Origin of the sequence: Pseudoclavibacter sp. RFBJ3 (genome assembly GCF_002931375.1) — a bacterium.
In the GTDB taxonomy this organism is placed as follows: domain Bacteria; phylum Actinomycetota; class Actinomycetes; order Actinomycetales; family Microbacteriaceae; genus Pseudoclavibacter.
This window is the reverse complement of record NZ_PSXZ01000001.1, coordinates 310,654-327,077: the sequence shown is the minus strand read 5'-3', so window position 1 is coordinate 327,077 and position 16,424 is coordinate 310,654. Positions and strand designations below refer to the sequence as shown.

Genomic DNA, 16,424 nt, shown 5'->3' with positions numbered 1-16,424 from the left:
AGAGCGGGTGCTGAAAGCGGGTGCTGAGGTCGGTGCTCAGCGTGCGGCGGTCGCCGCGGGCTGAGGTGATGTGGGGGTCGATTGGCGGCGGCCGGAGCGCGTGCGGATGACGAAGAGCGCGGCTGTCGGGATCAGGTAGGCGAAGTAGGCGAGGATCTCGAGCTTCGTCATCTCGGGCGTGAAGCCGATGGTGCCCTTGAGGAGCGCCCCGAGGAGCCCGTCCGGCGGGATGACCTCTGGGATTCGGAACGCCCACGCGTTCTCCCCGAACCAGGCCTGCACGGCGGCGGATGCGCCCTCCGGCGCCGCGATGAAGGGGCCGGGCAGGACGGCGGCTTCCTGCAGGTCGTGGATGGCGTAGGCGACGATGCCGGCGGCGAAGACGATGAGGATGGCGCCGGTCCACGTGAAGAACGTCGAGAGGTTGATGCGCACGACGCCGCGGAAGAGCCCCCAGGCGAGGCCGACCGCGAGGAGCAGGCCGACGATGGCGCCGAGAAAGCCGAGCACCCAGCCGTCGCCCGAGCGGGTCGTCGACCAGACGAAGAGCGCCGTCTCGAGCCCCTCGCGTGCGACGGAGACGAAGGCGACGGCGACGATGCCCCACCCACTGCCCCCGAGGTGCCGGTCGACCTGCCCTTCCAGCTCGCGCTTGAGGGTCTTGGAGACTCGGAGCATCCAGAAGACCATCCAGGTGACCATGGCCACGGCGACGAGCGAGAGGCTGCCGCCGATGATCTCCTGCGCCTGGAAGGAGAGCCCGTAGGCGCCGAAGGTGAGGACGGCGCCGAGGATGAGCGACGCGACGACCGCGAATGCGACGCCGAGCCAGATGCGGCGCACGATGTCGGGGCGCTGGATGCGCCTTGCGTAGGCGATGAGGATGCCGACGACAAGCGCCGCTTCGAGGCCTTCGCGGAGTCCGATGAGCAGAGAGCCGAGCATGTTGGGTTCCTGGGCGTGAGGAGGGTACGGGCTGGCGGGCGTGAGGGCCAGCCGTAGCCCAGGCGTCCATGCGCGGTAGGCCAGGTAAGGCTTACCTTTCGCGAAGATACACCCGTCCTCGGCGAATTGCCAAGTCCCCGATACCGAGGATCGCGCACCCGCCACGATCGGGCTGGAACGGGGCGGAAGGTCCCACCGAGACGACTCAAGTACCGTGGGCAGCGGCCCGCGCTACCGTCGGGCATCAGCCAGTTCAGGAGGAGCATTCGTGCAGACCATCGACATCACCCAGCTCGCGGCGCTCGGCGAGCAGGCCACGGTCATCGACGTCCGCGAGCCGGACGAATTCTCGGCCGTGCGCATCCCCTGGGCCAGCAACGTGCCGCTCAGCGAACTCGTGGAGCGCGCAGACGAGGTGCCGGATGACGGCCCGGTCTACCTGATCTGCGCGGCTGGTGTGCGCAGCGAGCGAGCCACTGCCTACCTCGAGCAGCAGGACAAGCCGGTCGTCAACGTGCTCGGCGGCATGTCGGAGTGGGCGGGCGCCGGACACACGGTCGAGCGCGGCTGACGCGAGCAGCGAGGAGCGCTCACCGCCGAGTACCGAACGGCGACGGGGAGTTCTCCCCGTCCTCTCGGGTGTGCCGCGCGACGATTCTCGCTAGCGTGGGGCCACCTCGACTGGGGCGCCACGGCACCCCAGATCCACCGGCGATGGGAGTGGAGCGTGAACAGTCCACGGCGTCCTGCGCGCACCCGCGACGCCCCGAACCGGCTGGCCTCGCAGCCGAACACCGAGGCGCAGCGGCAGGCCGAGCAGCAGCACCGGGCGGCGCAGGCAGATCCCTTCGGCCACACGCTGCCGCGGCGCCAGCCAGCCGTCCAACCGCCTCCGCTCTTCATCCCGGGCTTCCGGTATTACCCGCCCGCGTCCCGCATCCGCGCCGCGGGGTAGCACCGAGTCATCGCTCGCTGCTGAGCGCATGGACCGATCGCGCCTGTGGATGACCGAGCGGATGTCCGAGGTCGCGCCTAGGGTTGCTTGCATGGTCGCAACGCACGAGACAGATGCCCCCGCTCCATCAGGGACCCTGCTCCAGCGCGCGCAGACGGTGCTCAGGGAGGTCTTCGGCTACGACGACTTCCGCGGCGACCAGGCGCAGATCATCGAGCGGCTGTGTGCAGGCGACGATGCCGTCGTGCTCATGCCGACCGGCGGCGGGAAGAGCCTCTGCTACCAGGTGCCCGCGCTGGTCCGCGAGGGTACCGGCGTCGTCATCTCGCCGCTCATCGCGCTCATGCACGACCAGGTCGGGGCACTCGAGCAGCTCGGCGTGCGGGCGGCCTTCCTCAACTCCACGCAGTCCATCGACGAGCGCCGCGACGTCGAGCGTCAGCTGCTGGCGGGCGAGCTCGACCTCATCTACCTGGCGCCGGAACGTCTGCCCGTCGCAGCCGACCTCCTCAGCCGAACGAACATCTCGCTGTTCGCCATCGACGAGGCGCACTGCGTCGCGCAGTGGGGTCACGACTTCCGACCCGACTACCTGAACCTGTCGATGATCGCCGAGCGGTGGCCCGGGGTTCCGCGCATCGCGCTGACGGCGACCGCGACGAGCGAGACACGGCAGGAGATCGTCGAGCGGCTAGCGCTCGACGACGCGAAGGTGTTCGTCGCGAGCTTCGACCGCCCCAACATCCAGTACCGCGTCTCCCCCAAGCAGACCCCGAAGGCGCAGCTGCTGCGCCTCATCCAGGAGGAGCACGCGGGCGATGCGGGCGTCGTCTACTGCCTGAGCCGCAAGTCGGTCGAGAACATCTCGGAGTGGCTGCGTGGGCAGGGCGTGAATGCCCTCGGCTACCACGCCGGCATGCCCGCCGAGACGCGGGCGCGGCACCAGTCGAAGTTCCTGCGCGAGGACGGGGTCGTCATGGTTGCGACGATCGCGTTCGGCATGGGCATCGACAAGCCCGATGTGCGCTTCGTCGCCCACCTCGACCTGCCGAAGAGCATCGAGGGCTACTACCAGGAGACGGGTCGCGCCGGACGCGACGGGCTCCCCTCGACCGCGTGGCTCGCCTACGGACTCCAGGACGTGGTGCAGCAGCGGCGCATGATCGCCGAGGGCGATGGCGACGCGCAGCGCAAGCGCGCGCAGAGCCAGCACCTCGACGCCATGCTCGCGCTCTGCGAGACGGTCACGTGTCGCCGCGTGCAGCTCCTCGCCTACTTCGGGCAGCTGAGCGAGCCGTGCGGCAACTGCGACACGTGCATCTCACCTCCCGACTCGTGGGACGGCACGATTCCCGCGCAGAAGCTGCTCTCGACGGTGCTGCGGCTCGACAGGGAGCGCAACGGCCAGGCGTTCGGCGCCGGCCAGCTCATCGACATCCTCACGGGGAAGACCACCGACAAGGTCACGCAGTGGAAGCACGACGAGCTCTCCACGTTCGGCATCGGCAAAGACCTGGGCGACACGGAATGGCGCGGGGTCGTGCGCCAGCTGCTCGCGGCGGGCGTGCTCGCGGTGCGCGGCGAGTACGGCGTGCTCGCGCTCACCAGCGAGGCCGCCCCGGTGCTGCGCGGCGAGCGTCAGCTCATGTTCCGCAAGGAGCCCCCGAAGGCGCCCGGCTCGAGCGGGCGACGCTCGCGCGGCGAGTACTCGGGCCGCTCCGGCGGCGGCAGCGCGGCAGCCGCGGCCCTCACCGAATCGCAGCGCGAGGTGTTCGAGCGGCTGCGTGCCTGGCGGGCGGAGACGGCGAAGGAGCAGGGCGTGCCGGCGTACATCGTGTTCACGGATGCGACGCTCGCGGCCATCGCCGAGGTGAAGCCGCGCCAGCACGCGCAGCTCGCGGCGATCTCGGGCGTCGGCGCGGCGAAGCTGGAGCGCTACGCCGACGACGTGCTCGACGCCATCGCGGAGCAGTAGCGCCACCGACCTCGAACCGTGATGGGTTTCAGTGACCGTGATGGGATAAAACCCATCACCGGTCACCGAAACCCAGCACGAGCGCCCCGAGAACCCATCGGCGTCGCCGGAAGCCAGCCTCCGCAGACGTTGAGCGGGGGCGGGGGCACGGACTGCAGGTCAGTCAGCGTCCTGTTGCCTCGCGGCTAGGAGAGCACTCGGTGCACGCGCAGCGCTTCGACGACCAGCGCGTGGTCCTCGTGCATCTCGAGGCCGCTCACGCCGACGGCACCGGCGAGCGTTCCCCCGATGCGGATGGGGAAGGCGCCGCCGGCAGCGGCGTACTCGCGCGGGTCGAGCAGCGAGTCGGCGGCGAAGTCCTCGCCGTTCGCCTGATAGGTGTACCGGACCGCGAGGGTCGAGTGGCCGAAGTGCTCGACGACCCGGAACTTGCGGGCGAGCCACGCGTCGTTGAGCGCCGCGGAGCCGGGGGTCGCCGCGTGGAACGCCCGCTGCCCGCCCAGGACGATCGAGACGGCGACGCTGTGCCCGCGAACGAGCGACTCGTGGCGCAGCCACGTGCCGACCTGCCAGGCATCCTCGAGCGTGAAGCTCGGGAAGTCGAGCTCCCGCTCTTCGGCGCGCAGGAGCTGGAGGATGTCGTCGACGGGCAGGCCGACGTATGGCGGAGTGGGGGCGGAGCTCATGGTTCACCTCGGTGTGCGGAATGAGTGGAGTGCTGGGGCACGCCTACGTGCCTGCAAGCGAGCATAACCCTCGAAGCCTCATTTGTCATGACATAAGAACATTATCGATTTCACCCTCCGGTATGACGCGATACATCGCGAGTTCCAGCAGGCTGTTCGCATGCGCACTCTCCTCAACATCATCTGGCTCCTCCTCTCGGGGTTCTGGCTCTTCTGCGGCTACGTCCTCGCGGGCGTGCTGCTGTGCATCCCGATCATCACCATCCCGTGGGCGATCGCCTCGTTCCGCATCGGCCTCTACGCGCTCTGGCCCTTCGGACGCGACGTCGTCTCGCGACCCGACGCCGGCGCGTTCTCGTTCATCGGCAACGTCATCTGGTTCGTCCTCGCGGGCTGGTGGCTCGCGATCGGCCACATCGTCTCTGGCATCGCACTGTGCGTCACGATCATCGGCATCCCGATGGGCATCGCCGACTTCAAGATGATCCCGATATCCCTCTCGCCCCTCGGCAAGGAGGTCATCGACCGCGACAACGGCCCGTTCGGCAGCCCGCGGCGCTGACGGGTCTCCCCGAGCGCAAGGAACGGCCGGCATCCCACTGAGGGTGCCGGCCGTCCCGCGCGCTGCTCGCGGCGTCTCGCGGTGGATGCTCGCGCCTACTTCACGGGCACGTCCGGGATGTCGTCCTCCACTTCGCGGATGACGGCGATGTCCTGCGTGTAGCCGCCGAGCTGTTCGAGTTCGTGGGCGAGCTCTTCGAGTTCGGCGCCGCCGGCCATCTGCGCGGTGAGCTCGTCGAGCGTGATGTCGGCCTTGTCGTAGTAGCCGATCGACTTGCCGCGCTTGAGGAGCAGGAAGCTGTCGCCGACGGGGAACGCGTGGTGCGGGTTGTGGGTGATGAAGATCACGCCGAGCCCGCGGTCGCGGGCCGCGAGGATGTAGCGCAGCACGACGCCCGACTGCTTGACACCGAGGGCGGCGGTCGGCTCGTCGAGGATGAGCGCCTTCGCCCCGAAGTACACGGCGCGGGCGATCGCGACGCACTGTCGCTCGCCGCCGGAGAGCTGGCCGATGGGCTGGTCGACGTCGCGAAGGTCGATGCCCATGTCGAGCAGCTCCTTCTTGGTGATGGCCTTCATCTGGTCGACGTCGAGGCTCTTGAAGGGGCCGAAGCCCTTCGTGAGCTCGGAGCCGAGGAAGAAGTTGCGCCAGATGGGCATGAGCGGCACGACCGCGAGGTCCTGGTAGACGGCCGCGATGCCCCGCTCGAGGGCCTCGCGCGGCGACTTGAGGTGCACCGACTCGCCCTCGATGAGGAACTCGCCGTCGGTGTGCTCGTGGCGCCCCGCGATGATCTTGATGAGCGTCGACTTCCCGGCACCGTTGTCGCCGAGCACGCACGTCACGCGTCCCGGGTCGACGTCCATGTCGACGTTCTGCAGGGCGAGGATGTTGCCGTACCGCTTGCCCGCATCCCGGAGCGAGATGAGGTGCGTGCCCTGCTCGACGCGGTCGTGCTGCTGCACGTCCGCGGCTGCTGTCTGGTTCGTTGTCATCACTTCTGCTCCGCCCTCTTCTTGACGACGAGGTTCACGATCGTTGCCATCAGCAGCATGAGGCCGAGGAAGAACTTGAACCAGTCCGGGTTCCACTGGGCGTAGACGATGCCCTTGTTGGCCATGCCGAAGATGAGGGCGCCGATCGCGCCGCCGATCGCCGAGCCGTAGCCGCCGGTGAGGAGGCAGCCGCCGATGACGGCCGCGATGATGTACAGGAACTCGTTGCCGATACCCTCGCCCGACTGGACCACGTTGAAGGCGAACAGGTTGTGCATGCCCAGGATCCAGGCGCAGAACCCGACGCCCATGAAGAGGCCGATCTTGGTCGCCGTGACGGGCACGCCGACCGCGCGGGCCGCGTTCTCGTCGCCGCCGACGGCGAAGATCCAGTTGCCGATCTTGGTGCGCATCAGGATGAACGTGGCGACGAGCACCAGCGCGATCCAGATGAAGACGGTGACGTTCACGTTGACGCCGAAGACGGGGATCTCGCTGGCAAAGATCGCCTTGGCCGATGCGAAGCCGTCCATGTCCGCGATGGCGGGGCTGGAGACACCGCCGCCGACGAGTCGAGTGATGCCGAGGTTGAGCCCCGTCAGCATGAGGAACGACGCGAGCGTCACGATGAACGACGGCAGCTTCGTCTTGATGAGCAGCCAGCCGTTGATGAAGCCGACGACGAGAGCGAAGACGAGGCCCATGAGCACGCCCACCCACACGTTGGTGGCGAAGTACCAGCTGAAGAGGGACGCGGTGAGCGCCGAGGAGATGACGGCGACACCGGCGGAGAGGTCGAACTCGCCGCCGATCATGAGGAGGGAGACGCCGACCGCCATGATGCCGATCGTGGAGGCGCCGTAGAGGACGGTCGCGAGGGAGGTGACCTGGGTGAAGACGGGCGCCGCGATCGCGAAGAAGACGAACACGACGATGGCGCCGACGACGGCGCCCATCTCAGGCCGACCAAGGATGACCGACAGCGGCGAGCGTCTGCCGACACGCTCGTCGGCGCTCGAGGATACGGGGCCGGTGGCGGGTGTTCGGGGCGATGCTGAAGTAGGTGTTGCGGTGTGGACCATGACTGCACTTCCTTGTGAGAGGTCGGGATGGCCGCGGCTCGCAGCCATCCCGACCGTGGCTCGCTGGTTAGCGGATACCCTTCTTGGCCTCTTCGAGGACAACGGCCGCGTTACTCTCGTCGATAATCGTCGGGCCGGTGAGCACGGGCTTGCCGCCACCGAGGGCGAACTCGCCGTTGTTCTGCAGCCAGAGCGAGTCGACTGCCATGTATCCCTGGAGGTAAGGCTGCTGATCGACGGTGAACGCGACGTCGCCGTCGACGATCGCCTGCGCGAGGTCTGCGTTGAGGTCGAAGGACGCGACCTTGGCGCTGGAGCCGGTCTCGGCGACCGAATCGATCGCCGTGAGCGTGAACGGAGCGCCGAGTCCGATGACGACGTCGGTGTCCGGCGTCGACTGGAGCTTGGCGGAGATGGTCGACTTGACTTGCGTCATGTCCGTGCCGGTCACGTACAGGATCTCGGTGGCTGGCACCTTCTCCTTGATGCCGGCGCAGCGGGCTTCGAGGCCGACGTGGCCCTGCTCCTGGATGATGCAGAGGGGCTTCGTGTAGCCGAGCTCGGTGATCTTGTCGCCAGCGGCCTGGCCTGCAACCACTTCGTCCTGGCCGATGTAGGTGAAGGCACCGAACTCGAAGGCCTCCTTGCTTCCGCCGTTGAAGGCGACCACGGGGATACCGGCGTCGACGGCGGCCTTGATGGAGTCTTCGAGTGCGTCCCCCTTGGCGATCGTGACGGCGATGCCGTCGACGCCCTGGTCGATCGCCTGTTGGATGAGCTGGGCCTGGTTCGGCGCCTGCGGGTCGGAGGAATAGAGCAGTTCGACGTTGTCCTTCGCCGCCGCGGTCTCGGCGCCCTTCCGAACGATGTCCCAGAAGGTGTCTCCCGGGGCGGCGTGCGTGATCATCGCGATCTTGATGGAGGGCGTGTCTGCGACGCCCGCGACCGCCGGGTCTTCGGCCGTTCCGGTGTCGCGTCCGCCTGCGGAGGAGCAGGCGGTGAGCGCGAAGACCGGCACCATTGCGAGCGCTGCCAGGCCGAACATGAGACGTTTCTTCTTCACGAAAACTCCTTTGAATGCCGTGATGACGCCAGTTGGACGCTCGACAGGACAGCCGCTGGGGACGGCGTCTTGAGGAACCCACGTGTGCTCGCTCGGTCATCCTTGTCCGAGAGCGACGAGCACGTCACTGACTTGTCATGACAATAGCTCAACAGGTGTATTAAGCAAGTACTTTTTTGTGACGCGTCCATCTCAGCTTCGTCACGACGCGAGAAGGTGGGCGATCGCGGAGCGACCGCCCACCCGGAGAGCGGAGGTGACCCCCTACTCCACCGGCTCCTCACGCCCACTCGCGAGCGACCGCGTCGCGGCCTCCGCGATCGCCTGGGCCCGCAGCGCATCCCGCAGCGACGGTGACGGCGCGTGACCGTCCTCGAGCGCCGCAACGAACTCCGCGAGCGCGGCCGCGTACGTGGGCTGCACGCGCTCGAACCAGCCGGCGTGCATCCCCGACCCGACGATGACACCCTTGCCGTACCTCGCGACCTGACCTGCGGGGTGCCGCTTCGCCTCGACGAGCCCCTCCGAGCCGAATACCTCGATGCGCTCGTCGTAGCCGTACCCCGAGCGACGGATGCTGTCGATCTGCACGAGCGCACCATTCGCGAGCCGCACGGTCGCGATCGACGTATCGACGTCGCCGTACTCGGCGACCCTCGGCTCCGCGAGCGCGCTGCCCGCCGCGTACACCGCGACGGCGTCGAGTCCCGTGATCCACGTCGCGAGGTCGAAGAAGTGCACCGTCTGGTCGCGCATCTGCCCGCCCGAGACCGCGATGTACTCGAGCGGAGGCATGGAGGGGCCGCGACTCGAGAGCTGCAGCAGCTCGACGGTACCGATCTCCCCAGCATCCACGGTGCGCTTCAGCTCGGCGTAATCACGGTCGAAGCGTCGGTTGAAGTCGACCATGGCGGTGATGCCGGATTCCTCGACGTACTCGACCGTCTCGCGGGCGCGCTCCAGATCGAGATCGATGGGCTTCTCGCAGAGCGCCGCGATACCGGCATCGGCCGCGAGCCGCAGATGATCGGCATGCTTGTTCGTGGACGACGCGATGAGCACCGCGTCGACCTCTGACGCATCGAAGAGCTGCTCGAGCGAGGACGCCGCGGCGGCACCGTGCGAGGCAGCCAGCTTCTCGGCCCTGGCCCGGTCGACGTCGTAGACGAATCGGAAGTCGACGTCCGGGTTGGCCGCGAGACTCTGGGCGTGGACGGCGCCGATGAACCCGGCGCCGATGAGGGCGAAACGCTGCATGTCACTTCCCTCCGGCTTCCCGGAGCTCGGCGTCGGCCGCAGCCACCTCGGCGTCGCGGTCGGCGACGCTCGCGGGCACGGTCCACGCCCCATCCGCCGCGTGCGAGGCCGCGACGGCCTCCACGAACTGCACCCCGATGAGACCATCGATGCCCGTCGGGAACGACAGCTCGCGGACCGTCGAGCCTCGCGCATCCCGGCGCGCCTCGAGCTCGTCGGCGAGGTCGCGGTAGAAGTTGCCGAACGCCTCGAGGAACCCCTCAGGGTGCCCGAGCCCGACCCTCGTGAGCCTGGCGGAGTCCTCGGAGAGCGACGCGAGGCCGTGCGTGAAGATCGTCGTCGTCCCCTCCAGATCCTGGAAGGTGAGGTGGTGCGGGTCCTCGTGCTGCCACTCGAGGCTGCCCTCGTCGCCGAACACCCGGATGCGCAGCCCGTGGTTGTGACCCGTCGCGGCCATGCTCGCCCAGAGACGGCCGGGGGTGTCGTCGGCGAGCCTGAGCGCGACCGTCGCGTTGTCGAAGACCCTGCGTCCCGGCACGAGCGTGTGCAACTGGGCGGAGACCTGCTCGACCTCGAGGCCCGTGATGTACCGGGCGAGATGGTAGGCGTGCGTGCCGAGGTCCCCGACCACGCTCGGGAAGCCGGCGATGTCGGGGTCCGTGCGCCAGCTCGCCTGCTTGTGACCGGTCAGCTCCAGGGGCGTCGCGGCCCATCCGGAGGCGTGCTCGACGTCGACGAAGGTGAGGCGCCCCAGGCGTCCGTCGCTGATCATTCGGGCGGCCTCGCGCACCATCGGGTAAGCCGAGTAGCAATGGGGCACGGCGAGGATCGCTCCGCTCGCGGCCGCCAGCTCGACGAGCTCGCGCGCGGTCGCGGAGTCCTGCGTGAGCGGCTTCTCGCACACGACGTGGATGCCGCGCTCGAGGAACGCCTTGGCCACCTCGAAGTGGGTGTCGTTCGGCGTCGCGACGATGACGACGTCGACACCGTCCGCCCTCGTCGCCTCGACCTCCGCCATCTCCTGGTAGCTCGCGTAGCTGCGTTCCGGAGCGACCCCGAGCGATGCGGCCACCTCGGCCGACTGTCCGCGGTCGCGGCCGAAGACCCCGGCGTCGAGGGCGTATCGGTCGTCCAGCCGCATCCCGAATCGATGCGTCTTGCCGATGTCGGCACCGATGCCGCCACCGACCATTCCTGCGCTCAGCCGGCGCGCGTTCTGTCTGCTCATGTCACCCTCGGTGCTCGTCTGCTCTGCCTTGCCACTCTTGGACAAATATGGATCGATGCAAATAGTTCCACACGATGCCGAGAAAGGCCATACGCTGGTGGCGACCAGATGCAGAGCACGGAGGCGACCTCGTGAGCGAGACCCCGAAGTCCCCCGCGGCGCCAGTCACGATCCGTGACGTCGCCGAGCAGGCCGGCGTCTCCAAATCCCTCGTCTCGCTGGTCCTGCGCGACGCACCGCACGTGAGCGACGCGAGACGCCAGGCAGTGCTCGCTGCGATCGCCGAGCTCGGCTACCGGCCGAACGCGCACGCGCGAGGCCTCGCCCGCACCAAGACGAAGACCGTCGGACTCATCGTCAACGACCTCCGCAACCCCTGGTTCGTCGAACTCCTCGAAGGGGTCTCCGCCACGCTCCACGCCTCCGGCTATGCGACCCTCCTCGCCGACAGCCGCACCGACCAGCGCGTCGGGCGCAGCTCGCTGCAGACCCTCACGCAGCAGGGCGTCGACGGCATCGTCGTCATCGGCACCACCTCTGAGGCCGATGCCATCGCACGCATCGCCGACGACATCCCCACCGTGCTCGCCGGCACCCTCGACCCCGAGCTGCCCTCCGTCGACGTCGTCACCAACGACGACGAGGCGGGCGCCCACCAGGTGACCCGCCACCTCCTCGACCTCGGCCACACCCGCATCGCGTACCTGCAGGGCCCGGGTCGCATCAGCCGACTGCGCGAGCAGGGGTTCCTGCGCGCCATGACGGAAGCAGGCGTCGCCTCGAGCGCCGTCGTCGACGCAGGAGGCATGAGCGAGGAGAGCGCGCATGCCGCAGCAGCTCGGCTCCTCAGCCGCTCGGCCGCCGAACGCGTCACCGCGATCTTCGCCTTCAACGACGCCTCGGCCATCGGCGTCCTCTCGGTCGCCGACACCCTCGGCCTGCGCGTCCCCGCCGATCTCTCCGTCGCCGGCTACGACAACTCCCCGCTCGCGAAATTCCAGGTCGTCTCCCTCACGTCCGTCGACACCGGCAACTTCGCGATCGGCGTGCAGGCGGGCACGTTCCTGCTCGAGCGGATGCAGCATCCCGTGCAGCTCAAGCGGGTGCAGCGGGTCGTCACGAGTCTCGCGGTGCGCGGGTCGACGGGCAGCGCCCCGGCCTGACTCGCGGAGGCGCGGAGGTGCGGCCCTGCGGGATACTGGCCGGGTGACCCCGATCATCCGTGATGCCACCGTCGACGACATCCCCGCGATCACCGCGATCTACAACGAGGACGTGCTGACGACGACCGTCAACTGGAACGCCGAGACGGTCGACGACGACGACCGTCGCTCCTGGTTCGCGGGGCGAACCTCCGCCGGCCTGCCCGTGCTCGTCGCCGTCGATGAATCGGATGCGGTGCTCGGCTACGCGAGCTACGGCGACTTCCGCACCTTCTCCGGCTACCGGCACACGGTCGAGCACTCCGTCTACGTGCGCGGCGAGGCCCGCGGGCGCGGACTCGGGAAGGCCCTCACGCTCGCGCTCATCGGCCGCGCCCGAGATGCGGGCAAGCACGTCATGGTGGCCGCCATCGACGCGGCGAACGTGACCTCGATCAGCCTGCACGAGCGTCTCGGCTTCGTGCACGCGGGCCGCCTCGACCAGGTCGGCACGAAGTTCGGCCGCTGGCTCGACGTGGTCTTCCTGCAGCTCATCCTCGACGACGGCACACCGGCCGACGCCGGACGCACCTGACTCCGAGCCAAGACGAACCCCCGCCTGACCAACATCAGTGCAAAAACGGCCCCACCACGCGCCCCGGAACCACTGAGCAGCGATTCCGCACTGAAGTTGGTCACGAGAGCGCCGAACCGCTCGCGCCGGAGCGCCAGCGCGACGCTGCCCCGCTACTCGACGACGACGCGGAACGCGGTGACTGCCGAGTCCACGGCACCGCGCACATGGCTCCCCGCTGCCGCCGAAGCGCGGAGGAACTCGACGACCTCGACCGTGATCTCCTCGCCCGGGAGTACGTTCGGGATCCCTGGCGGGTAGGCGGCGAGCGAGTCGGCGGAGATGCGCCCGACCGCATCAGACCACGACACCGTCTCGGCGTCGGCGAGGTACGCGGCGCGGGGGCGGATGCGCATGGCCCCCGGTCCCGGCATGGGCGGGATCGTGGGGGCCGAGTCGCCCGCCGCATCCGCGGACCGCGAGTCGGCGGCGCCTGCCGCGATCTCGGCGAGCGCGTCGAGCAGGACGCGCGTATCCGGCGTCTTGCCGATGCCGATGACCGCGACGATGCAGCTGACGGTCGCCATCTCGACCATCACGCCGTATTCGCGGGCGAGCCGCAGCCGCACGGTGTGCCCGTCGAGGCCAGTCGCACGGATGTCGAGCGGGATGCGGAAGGGGTCGATCGCGACGGTCGACGGGAAGCCCCCGAACGCGTCGGAGGCCACCGGGAAGCGGCCGTCGGCACGGAACATCGCCCTGGCGGCAAGCACGGCAGCGTGCGACTCCTCGAGCAGGTCGCGGCGCTCGACGAGGTCACGACGGTCGAGGTCGAGCGATGCGAGCAGCAGGGAGCTCTCGCTCGTGGATGCGGTCATGCGGTGGGCGCGGTCGACGTGCGGCTCGAGGGCTCGCGCGATGGGCCCGTGCCCGAGGTGGACAAGCGCGCTCTGCGAGAGCGAGGACGTGAGCTTGTGGGTGCTCGTCACGACGAGGTCGGCACCGAGCCGAACCGGGGAGTCCGGAAGCTCGGGAAGGAAGCCGAAGTGGGCACCCCAGGCGGCGTCGACGATGAGCGCGGCGCCGGCCTCGTGTGCGACCTCGGCGATGCCGGCGACATCGGCGACCGCGCCGAAGTAGCTCGGGGACACGATGTAGATGGCCGCGACGTCACCGCCGCCGGATGCCTGCCGCTCGGCGAGCGCTTCGGCGACCGAGTCGGGGGTGACGCCGTGGGCGATGCCGTGCTCGAGGTCGACCTCCGGCAGCACGAAGCTCGGTGAGGAGCCGCCGAGGATGATGCCGTCGACGAAGCTCGAGTGGGCGCTGCGCTGCATGAGCACCCCCTCGCCAAGTCCCCTGGCCGCGAGCGCGGCCATGCGGTTGCCCATCGAGGAGCCGCCGGTCAGGAACCAGGTCCTGGACGCACCCCACGCGTCGGCGGCGAGCTGCTCGGCCTGCTCGCGGGGCGAGCCGTCACCGAGGTCGATGCCGTCGAGCAGGGGCGTCACGTCGAGTTCGAGGACGCGCTCGCCGAAGTACTCGGCCTGCCCGAGGCCGAGGCCGCTGGCGTCGGCGCCGTGCCCCGGGACCAGGAAGGCCGTCGAGTCGCGGGCAGCGTGCATCGCGAGCGCCGCCGCGTAGGGGGCGCCGGCCGTCTCGCGGCTCGCGCCGCTCGCCCCCATCTGGCTCTGTCCCTGCACGTCCAGGCTCGCATTCGCCGCAGCTCCGCCGAAGGCGCCCGCTGCGTCGTCGAGGGCGAACGTGGGGAACTCAGGTGCGTGCGTCATCCCCCTATCGTGGCACCCCGGCATCCAAGAGAGAATGGCAGGTTGCCGGGGTCGCTTCAGCCCTAGACTGAAGCTATGTATGATCGCCGATCCGCGGACCTCCCCGACTTCCGCGGACTCGCGGCGTTCGACGCGGTGCTCGCGGCGGGCTCCGTCTCAGCCGCGGCGACGGCACTCGGATGGAGCCACCCGACCGTCGACCACCACCTGAAGCGCCTCGAGCAGCAGGCGGGCACGAAGCTCCTCGAGCGAGGCCCCCGGGGAAGCGTGCCGACCGCGGCCGGCACCGTGTTCGCACCTCGGGCGAGGCAGCTGCTCGAAGGCGGACGCCGGGCATTCGCCGAGCTCGACGCCTGGCTCGACGACGAGCGACGCCTCGTCCGCTTCGGCATCTTCCCCACGCTCGGCGCCCTGGTCGTGCCCGGCATCCTGAGCCGCGCCGAACGAGAGCAGCTCAGCCTCGAGCTGACCCTCGACGAGTGCGAGCGCCTCGGCCGGCAGCTCGAGCAGGGGCGGCTCGACGCGGCGGTCCTGTTCCAGGCGTCGGACCTGCCGACGCCGTTGTCCCCCGAGATCACCACCACGCTCCTCTTCGCCGAGCCGCTCTTCCTGGCCGTGCCCCGCGAGCATCCGCTCGCGACCGCCGAGCGCCGGCAGCCGGTCCGCGAATTCAGCGAGCTGCGCGACGACCGCTGGGCGTTCGGCGCCTCCGGTGGAGACACACTCGACGAGGCGACCCGGGAACACTGCAGGAGGGCCGGGTTCGAAGCCAGCACGGGGATGCGCTCGGACGACTACCCCGCGATCCTCGGGATGATCGCCGCGGGACAGCTGGTCGCCGTGGTCCCTGCCTCGGTGGCGAGCTGGCACGACGACGCGGTGGCATTCGTGCCCATCGATCCCGCGACGCTCACGCGTGAGGTGGTGCTCGCGACCCGCGAGGAGCCACCGGCCGGCCTGCGCGCGGCCATCACGGAAGCGCTTGCAGACCTCCACGCCCCCACGCCAGCTCCCTCCCCCACCTCCGCCACCTGACGGCAGCATCGACGCGGCACCGTGCGTCACGGTCGGAAACCTCCCGAGCGCACACCCTAGGCTCGCTTTGTTCTGACAAATGACGGAAGGCGAACAGTGACCAGCAACGTTCCTGCACTCGGACTCAACGACGGCACCACGATCCCCGCGATCGGCTTCGGCACCTACCCCCACGCGGGCGAGGACTCGGCAGGCCCCACTCGCGAGGCGCTTGCGCTCGGCTACCGGCTGCTCGACACCGCCATCAGCTACGACAACGAGGAAGCCGTCGGGCGTGGCATCCGCGCCTCCGAGGTGCCACGCTCCGAGATCGTCGTGACGAGCAAGATCCCCGGCCGCTTCCACGGCTACGACGAGACCCTCACGGGCTTCGACGAGTCGATCGCGCGCCTCGGGCTCGAGCAGCTCGACCTGCTCCTCATCCACTGGCCGCTGCCCCGCCTCGAGAAGTACGTCGACACCTGGCGGGCCCTGGTGCAGCTGCAGAAGGACGGCCGCGTGCGCTCCATCGGCGTCTCGAACTTCACACCGGAGCACCTCACGAGGATTGTCGAAGCGACCGGTGTCACACCCGCCGTCAACCAGATCGAGCTGCACCCGTTCTTCCCGCAGGCCGCGCTCCGCGCGTTCCACGCCGAGCACGGCATCGTGACGGAGGCGTGGAGCCCGCTCGGTCGCGGTGAGCTGCTCGAGCACCCGGTCGTCGCCGAGATCGCCGCCGCGCACGAGGTGTCGCCAGCGCAGGCGATTCTCCGCTGGCACGTCGAGCTCGGCTCGGTGCCGATCCCGAAGTCACGATCCACCGAGCGCCAGGCGAAGAACCTCGACATCTTCGGCTTCCAGCTCGACCAGGCCGAGGTGGATGCGCTCACAGCACTCGAGCGCGGACGCATCTGGGACCAGGATCCGGACACGCACGAGGAGTTCTAGGCGGGAGCTCTCGCGGGGAGCCCGCGGCGACACCTCTCGCCGGGAACCCTAGGCGGACCCTCCCGGTGGCGCATTCGGCCGCCGCTGGCCAACTTCCGGGACGAGCCGCGGCCTCGGGCGGCGCCCGGCGGCAGTTGCGCGCCCCCGTCACGCAAGTTGGCCAGCCCGAGGAGCGCGCCGGGTCGCCGGACCGCCTCGCTGCCGG

16 protein-coding genes are annotated in these 16,424 nt (G+C 69.3%); 8 read left to right on the top strand and 8 right to left on the bottom strand.

What is annotated here, in order from left to right; genetic code table 11:
* Positions 1 to 36: 36 nt before the first annotated feature.
* A complete protein-coding gene (efeU, locus tag C5E07_RS01550; protein WP_104298158.1) occupies positions 37 to 945 on the bottom strand; it encodes an iron uptake transporter permease EfeU in 909 nt (302 codons plus the stop codon).
* Between the two features lie 268 nt (positions 946 to 1,213).
* On the opposite strand from efeU, the gene C5E07_RS01545 reads away from it, so the two are divergent.
* From C5E07_RS01545 to recQ, 3 genes are all read left to right on the top strand, one after another.
* The gene (locus C5E07_RS01545; protein ID WP_104240217.1) at positions 1,214 to 1,516 is read left to right on the top strand and encodes a rhodanese-like domain-containing protein; all 303 of its coding nucleotides are present in this window, start codon (positions 1,214 to 1,216) and stop codon (positions 1,514 to 1,516) included.
* Between the two features lie 156 nt (positions 1,517 to 1,672).
* A complete protein-coding gene (locus C5E07_RS19100; protein WP_104342558.1) occupies positions 1,673 to 1,900 on the top strand; it encodes a hypothetical protein in 228 nt (75 codons plus the stop codon).
* Between the two features lie 61 nt (positions 1,901 to 1,961).
* Positions 1,962 to 3,875, top strand: a complete 1,914-nt coding sequence (gene recQ / locus C5E07_RS01540; protein WP_104298271.1) for a DNA helicase RecQ — start codon at positions 1,962 to 1,964, stop codon at positions 3,873 to 3,875.
* Between the two features lie 185 nt (positions 3,876 to 4,060).
* On the opposite strand, the gene C5E07_RS01535 is transcribed toward recQ, so the two are convergent.
* Positions 4,061 to 4,561 (bottom strand): heme-degrading domain-containing protein, encoded by a 501-nt coding sequence (locus C5E07_RS01535; RefSeq protein WP_104298157.1) that lies wholly within the window; start codon positions 4,559 to 4,561, stop codon positions 4,061 to 4,063.
* A gap of 160 nt (positions 4,562 to 4,721) precedes the next feature.
* On the opposite strand from C5E07_RS01535, the gene C5E07_RS01530 reads away from it, so the two are divergent.
* On the top strand, positions 4,722 to 5,123 hold the full coding sequence (locus C5E07_RS01530; RefSeq protein ID WP_104298156.1) for a YccF domain-containing protein: 402 nt from the start codon (positions 4,722 to 4,724) through the stop codon (positions 5,121 to 5,123).
* Between the two features lie 95 nt (positions 5,124 to 5,218).
* Here C5E07_RS01530 and C5E07_RS01525 read toward each other — a convergent pair whose 3' ends face one another.
* From C5E07_RS01525 to C5E07_RS01505, 5 genes are all read right to left on the bottom strand, one after another.
* Positions 5,219 to 6,118 carry an ATP-binding cassette domain-containing protein gene (locus tag C5E07_RS01525; RefSeq protein WP_104298155.1) on the bottom strand — a complete coding sequence of 300 codons (900 nt, stop codon included), beginning with the start codon at positions 6,116 to 6,118 and terminating at the stop codon, positions 5,219 to 5,221.
* Positions 6,118 to 7,200 carry an ABC transporter permease gene (locus C5E07_RS01520; protein ID WP_104298154.1) on the bottom strand — a complete coding sequence of 361 codons (1,083 nt, stop codon included), beginning with the start codon at positions 7,198 to 7,200 and terminating at the stop codon, positions 6,118 to 6,120. The genes C5E07_RS01525 and C5E07_RS01520 overlap by 1 nt, the downstream gene beginning before the upstream one ends.
* Before the next feature lie 67 nt (positions 7,201 to 7,267).
* On the bottom strand, positions 7,268 to 8,245 hold the full coding sequence (locus tag C5E07_RS01515) for a substrate-binding domain-containing protein (RefSeq protein WP_104298270.1): 978 nt from the start codon (positions 8,243 to 8,245) through the stop codon (positions 7,268 to 7,270).
* Positions 8,246 to 8,527: 282 nt separating this feature from the next.
* A complete protein-coding gene (locus C5E07_RS01510) occupies positions 8,528 to 9,520 on the bottom strand; it encodes a Gfo/Idh/MocA family oxidoreductase (RefSeq protein WP_104298153.1) in 993 nt (330 codons plus the stop codon).
* A gap of 1 nt (position 9,521) precedes the next feature.
* Entirely contained in the window at positions 9,522 to 10,748 is a 1,227-nt protein-coding gene (locus C5E07_RS01505; RefSeq protein ID WP_104298269.1) for a Gfo/Idh/MocA family protein, read from the bottom strand.
* A 131-nt stretch (positions 10,749 to 10,879) separates the two neighbouring features.
* Between C5E07_RS01505 and C5E07_RS01500 the strand changes: the two genes are divergently transcribed.
* Positions 10,880 to 11,911 carry a LacI family DNA-binding transcriptional regulator gene (locus C5E07_RS01500; protein WP_258063740.1) on the top strand — a complete coding sequence of 344 codons (1,032 nt, stop codon included), beginning with the start codon at positions 10,880 to 10,882 and terminating at the stop codon, positions 11,909 to 11,911.
* Between the two features lie 43 nt (positions 11,912 to 11,954).
* Positions 11,955 to 12,485: a GNAT family N-acetyltransferase gene (locus C5E07_RS01495; RefSeq protein WP_104240210.1), complete on the top strand. Its 531-nt coding sequence runs from the start codon at positions 11,955 to 11,957 to the stop codon at positions 12,483 to 12,485.
* 152 nt (positions 12,486 to 12,637) lie between these two features.
* Here C5E07_RS01495 and C5E07_RS01490 read toward each other — a convergent pair whose 3' ends face one another.
* Complete coding sequence (locus C5E07_RS01490) at positions 12,638 to 14,254, bottom strand: aminotransferase class I/II-fold pyridoxal phosphate-dependent enzyme (protein WP_258063739.1); 1,617 nt, start codon at positions 14,252 to 14,254, stop codon at positions 12,638 to 12,640.
* A gap of 75 nt (positions 14,255 to 14,329) precedes the next feature.
* Here C5E07_RS01490 and C5E07_RS01485 point away from each other — a divergent pair, with 75 nt between their 5' ends.
* Both C5E07_RS01485 and C5E07_RS01480 read left to right on the top strand, forming a co-directional pair.
* Positions 14,330 to 15,289 carry a LysR family transcriptional regulator gene (locus C5E07_RS01485; RefSeq protein WP_104298151.1) on the top strand — a complete coding sequence of 320 codons (960 nt, stop codon included), beginning with the start codon at positions 14,330 to 14,332 and terminating at the stop codon, positions 15,287 to 15,289.
* A gap of 96 nt (positions 15,290 to 15,385) precedes the next feature.
* Complete coding sequence (locus C5E07_RS01480) at positions 15,386 to 16,219, top strand: aldo/keto reductase (RefSeq protein WP_104298150.1); 834 nt, start codon at positions 15,386 to 15,388, stop codon at positions 16,217 to 16,219.
* Positions 16,220 to 16,424: the final 205 nt, after the last annotated feature.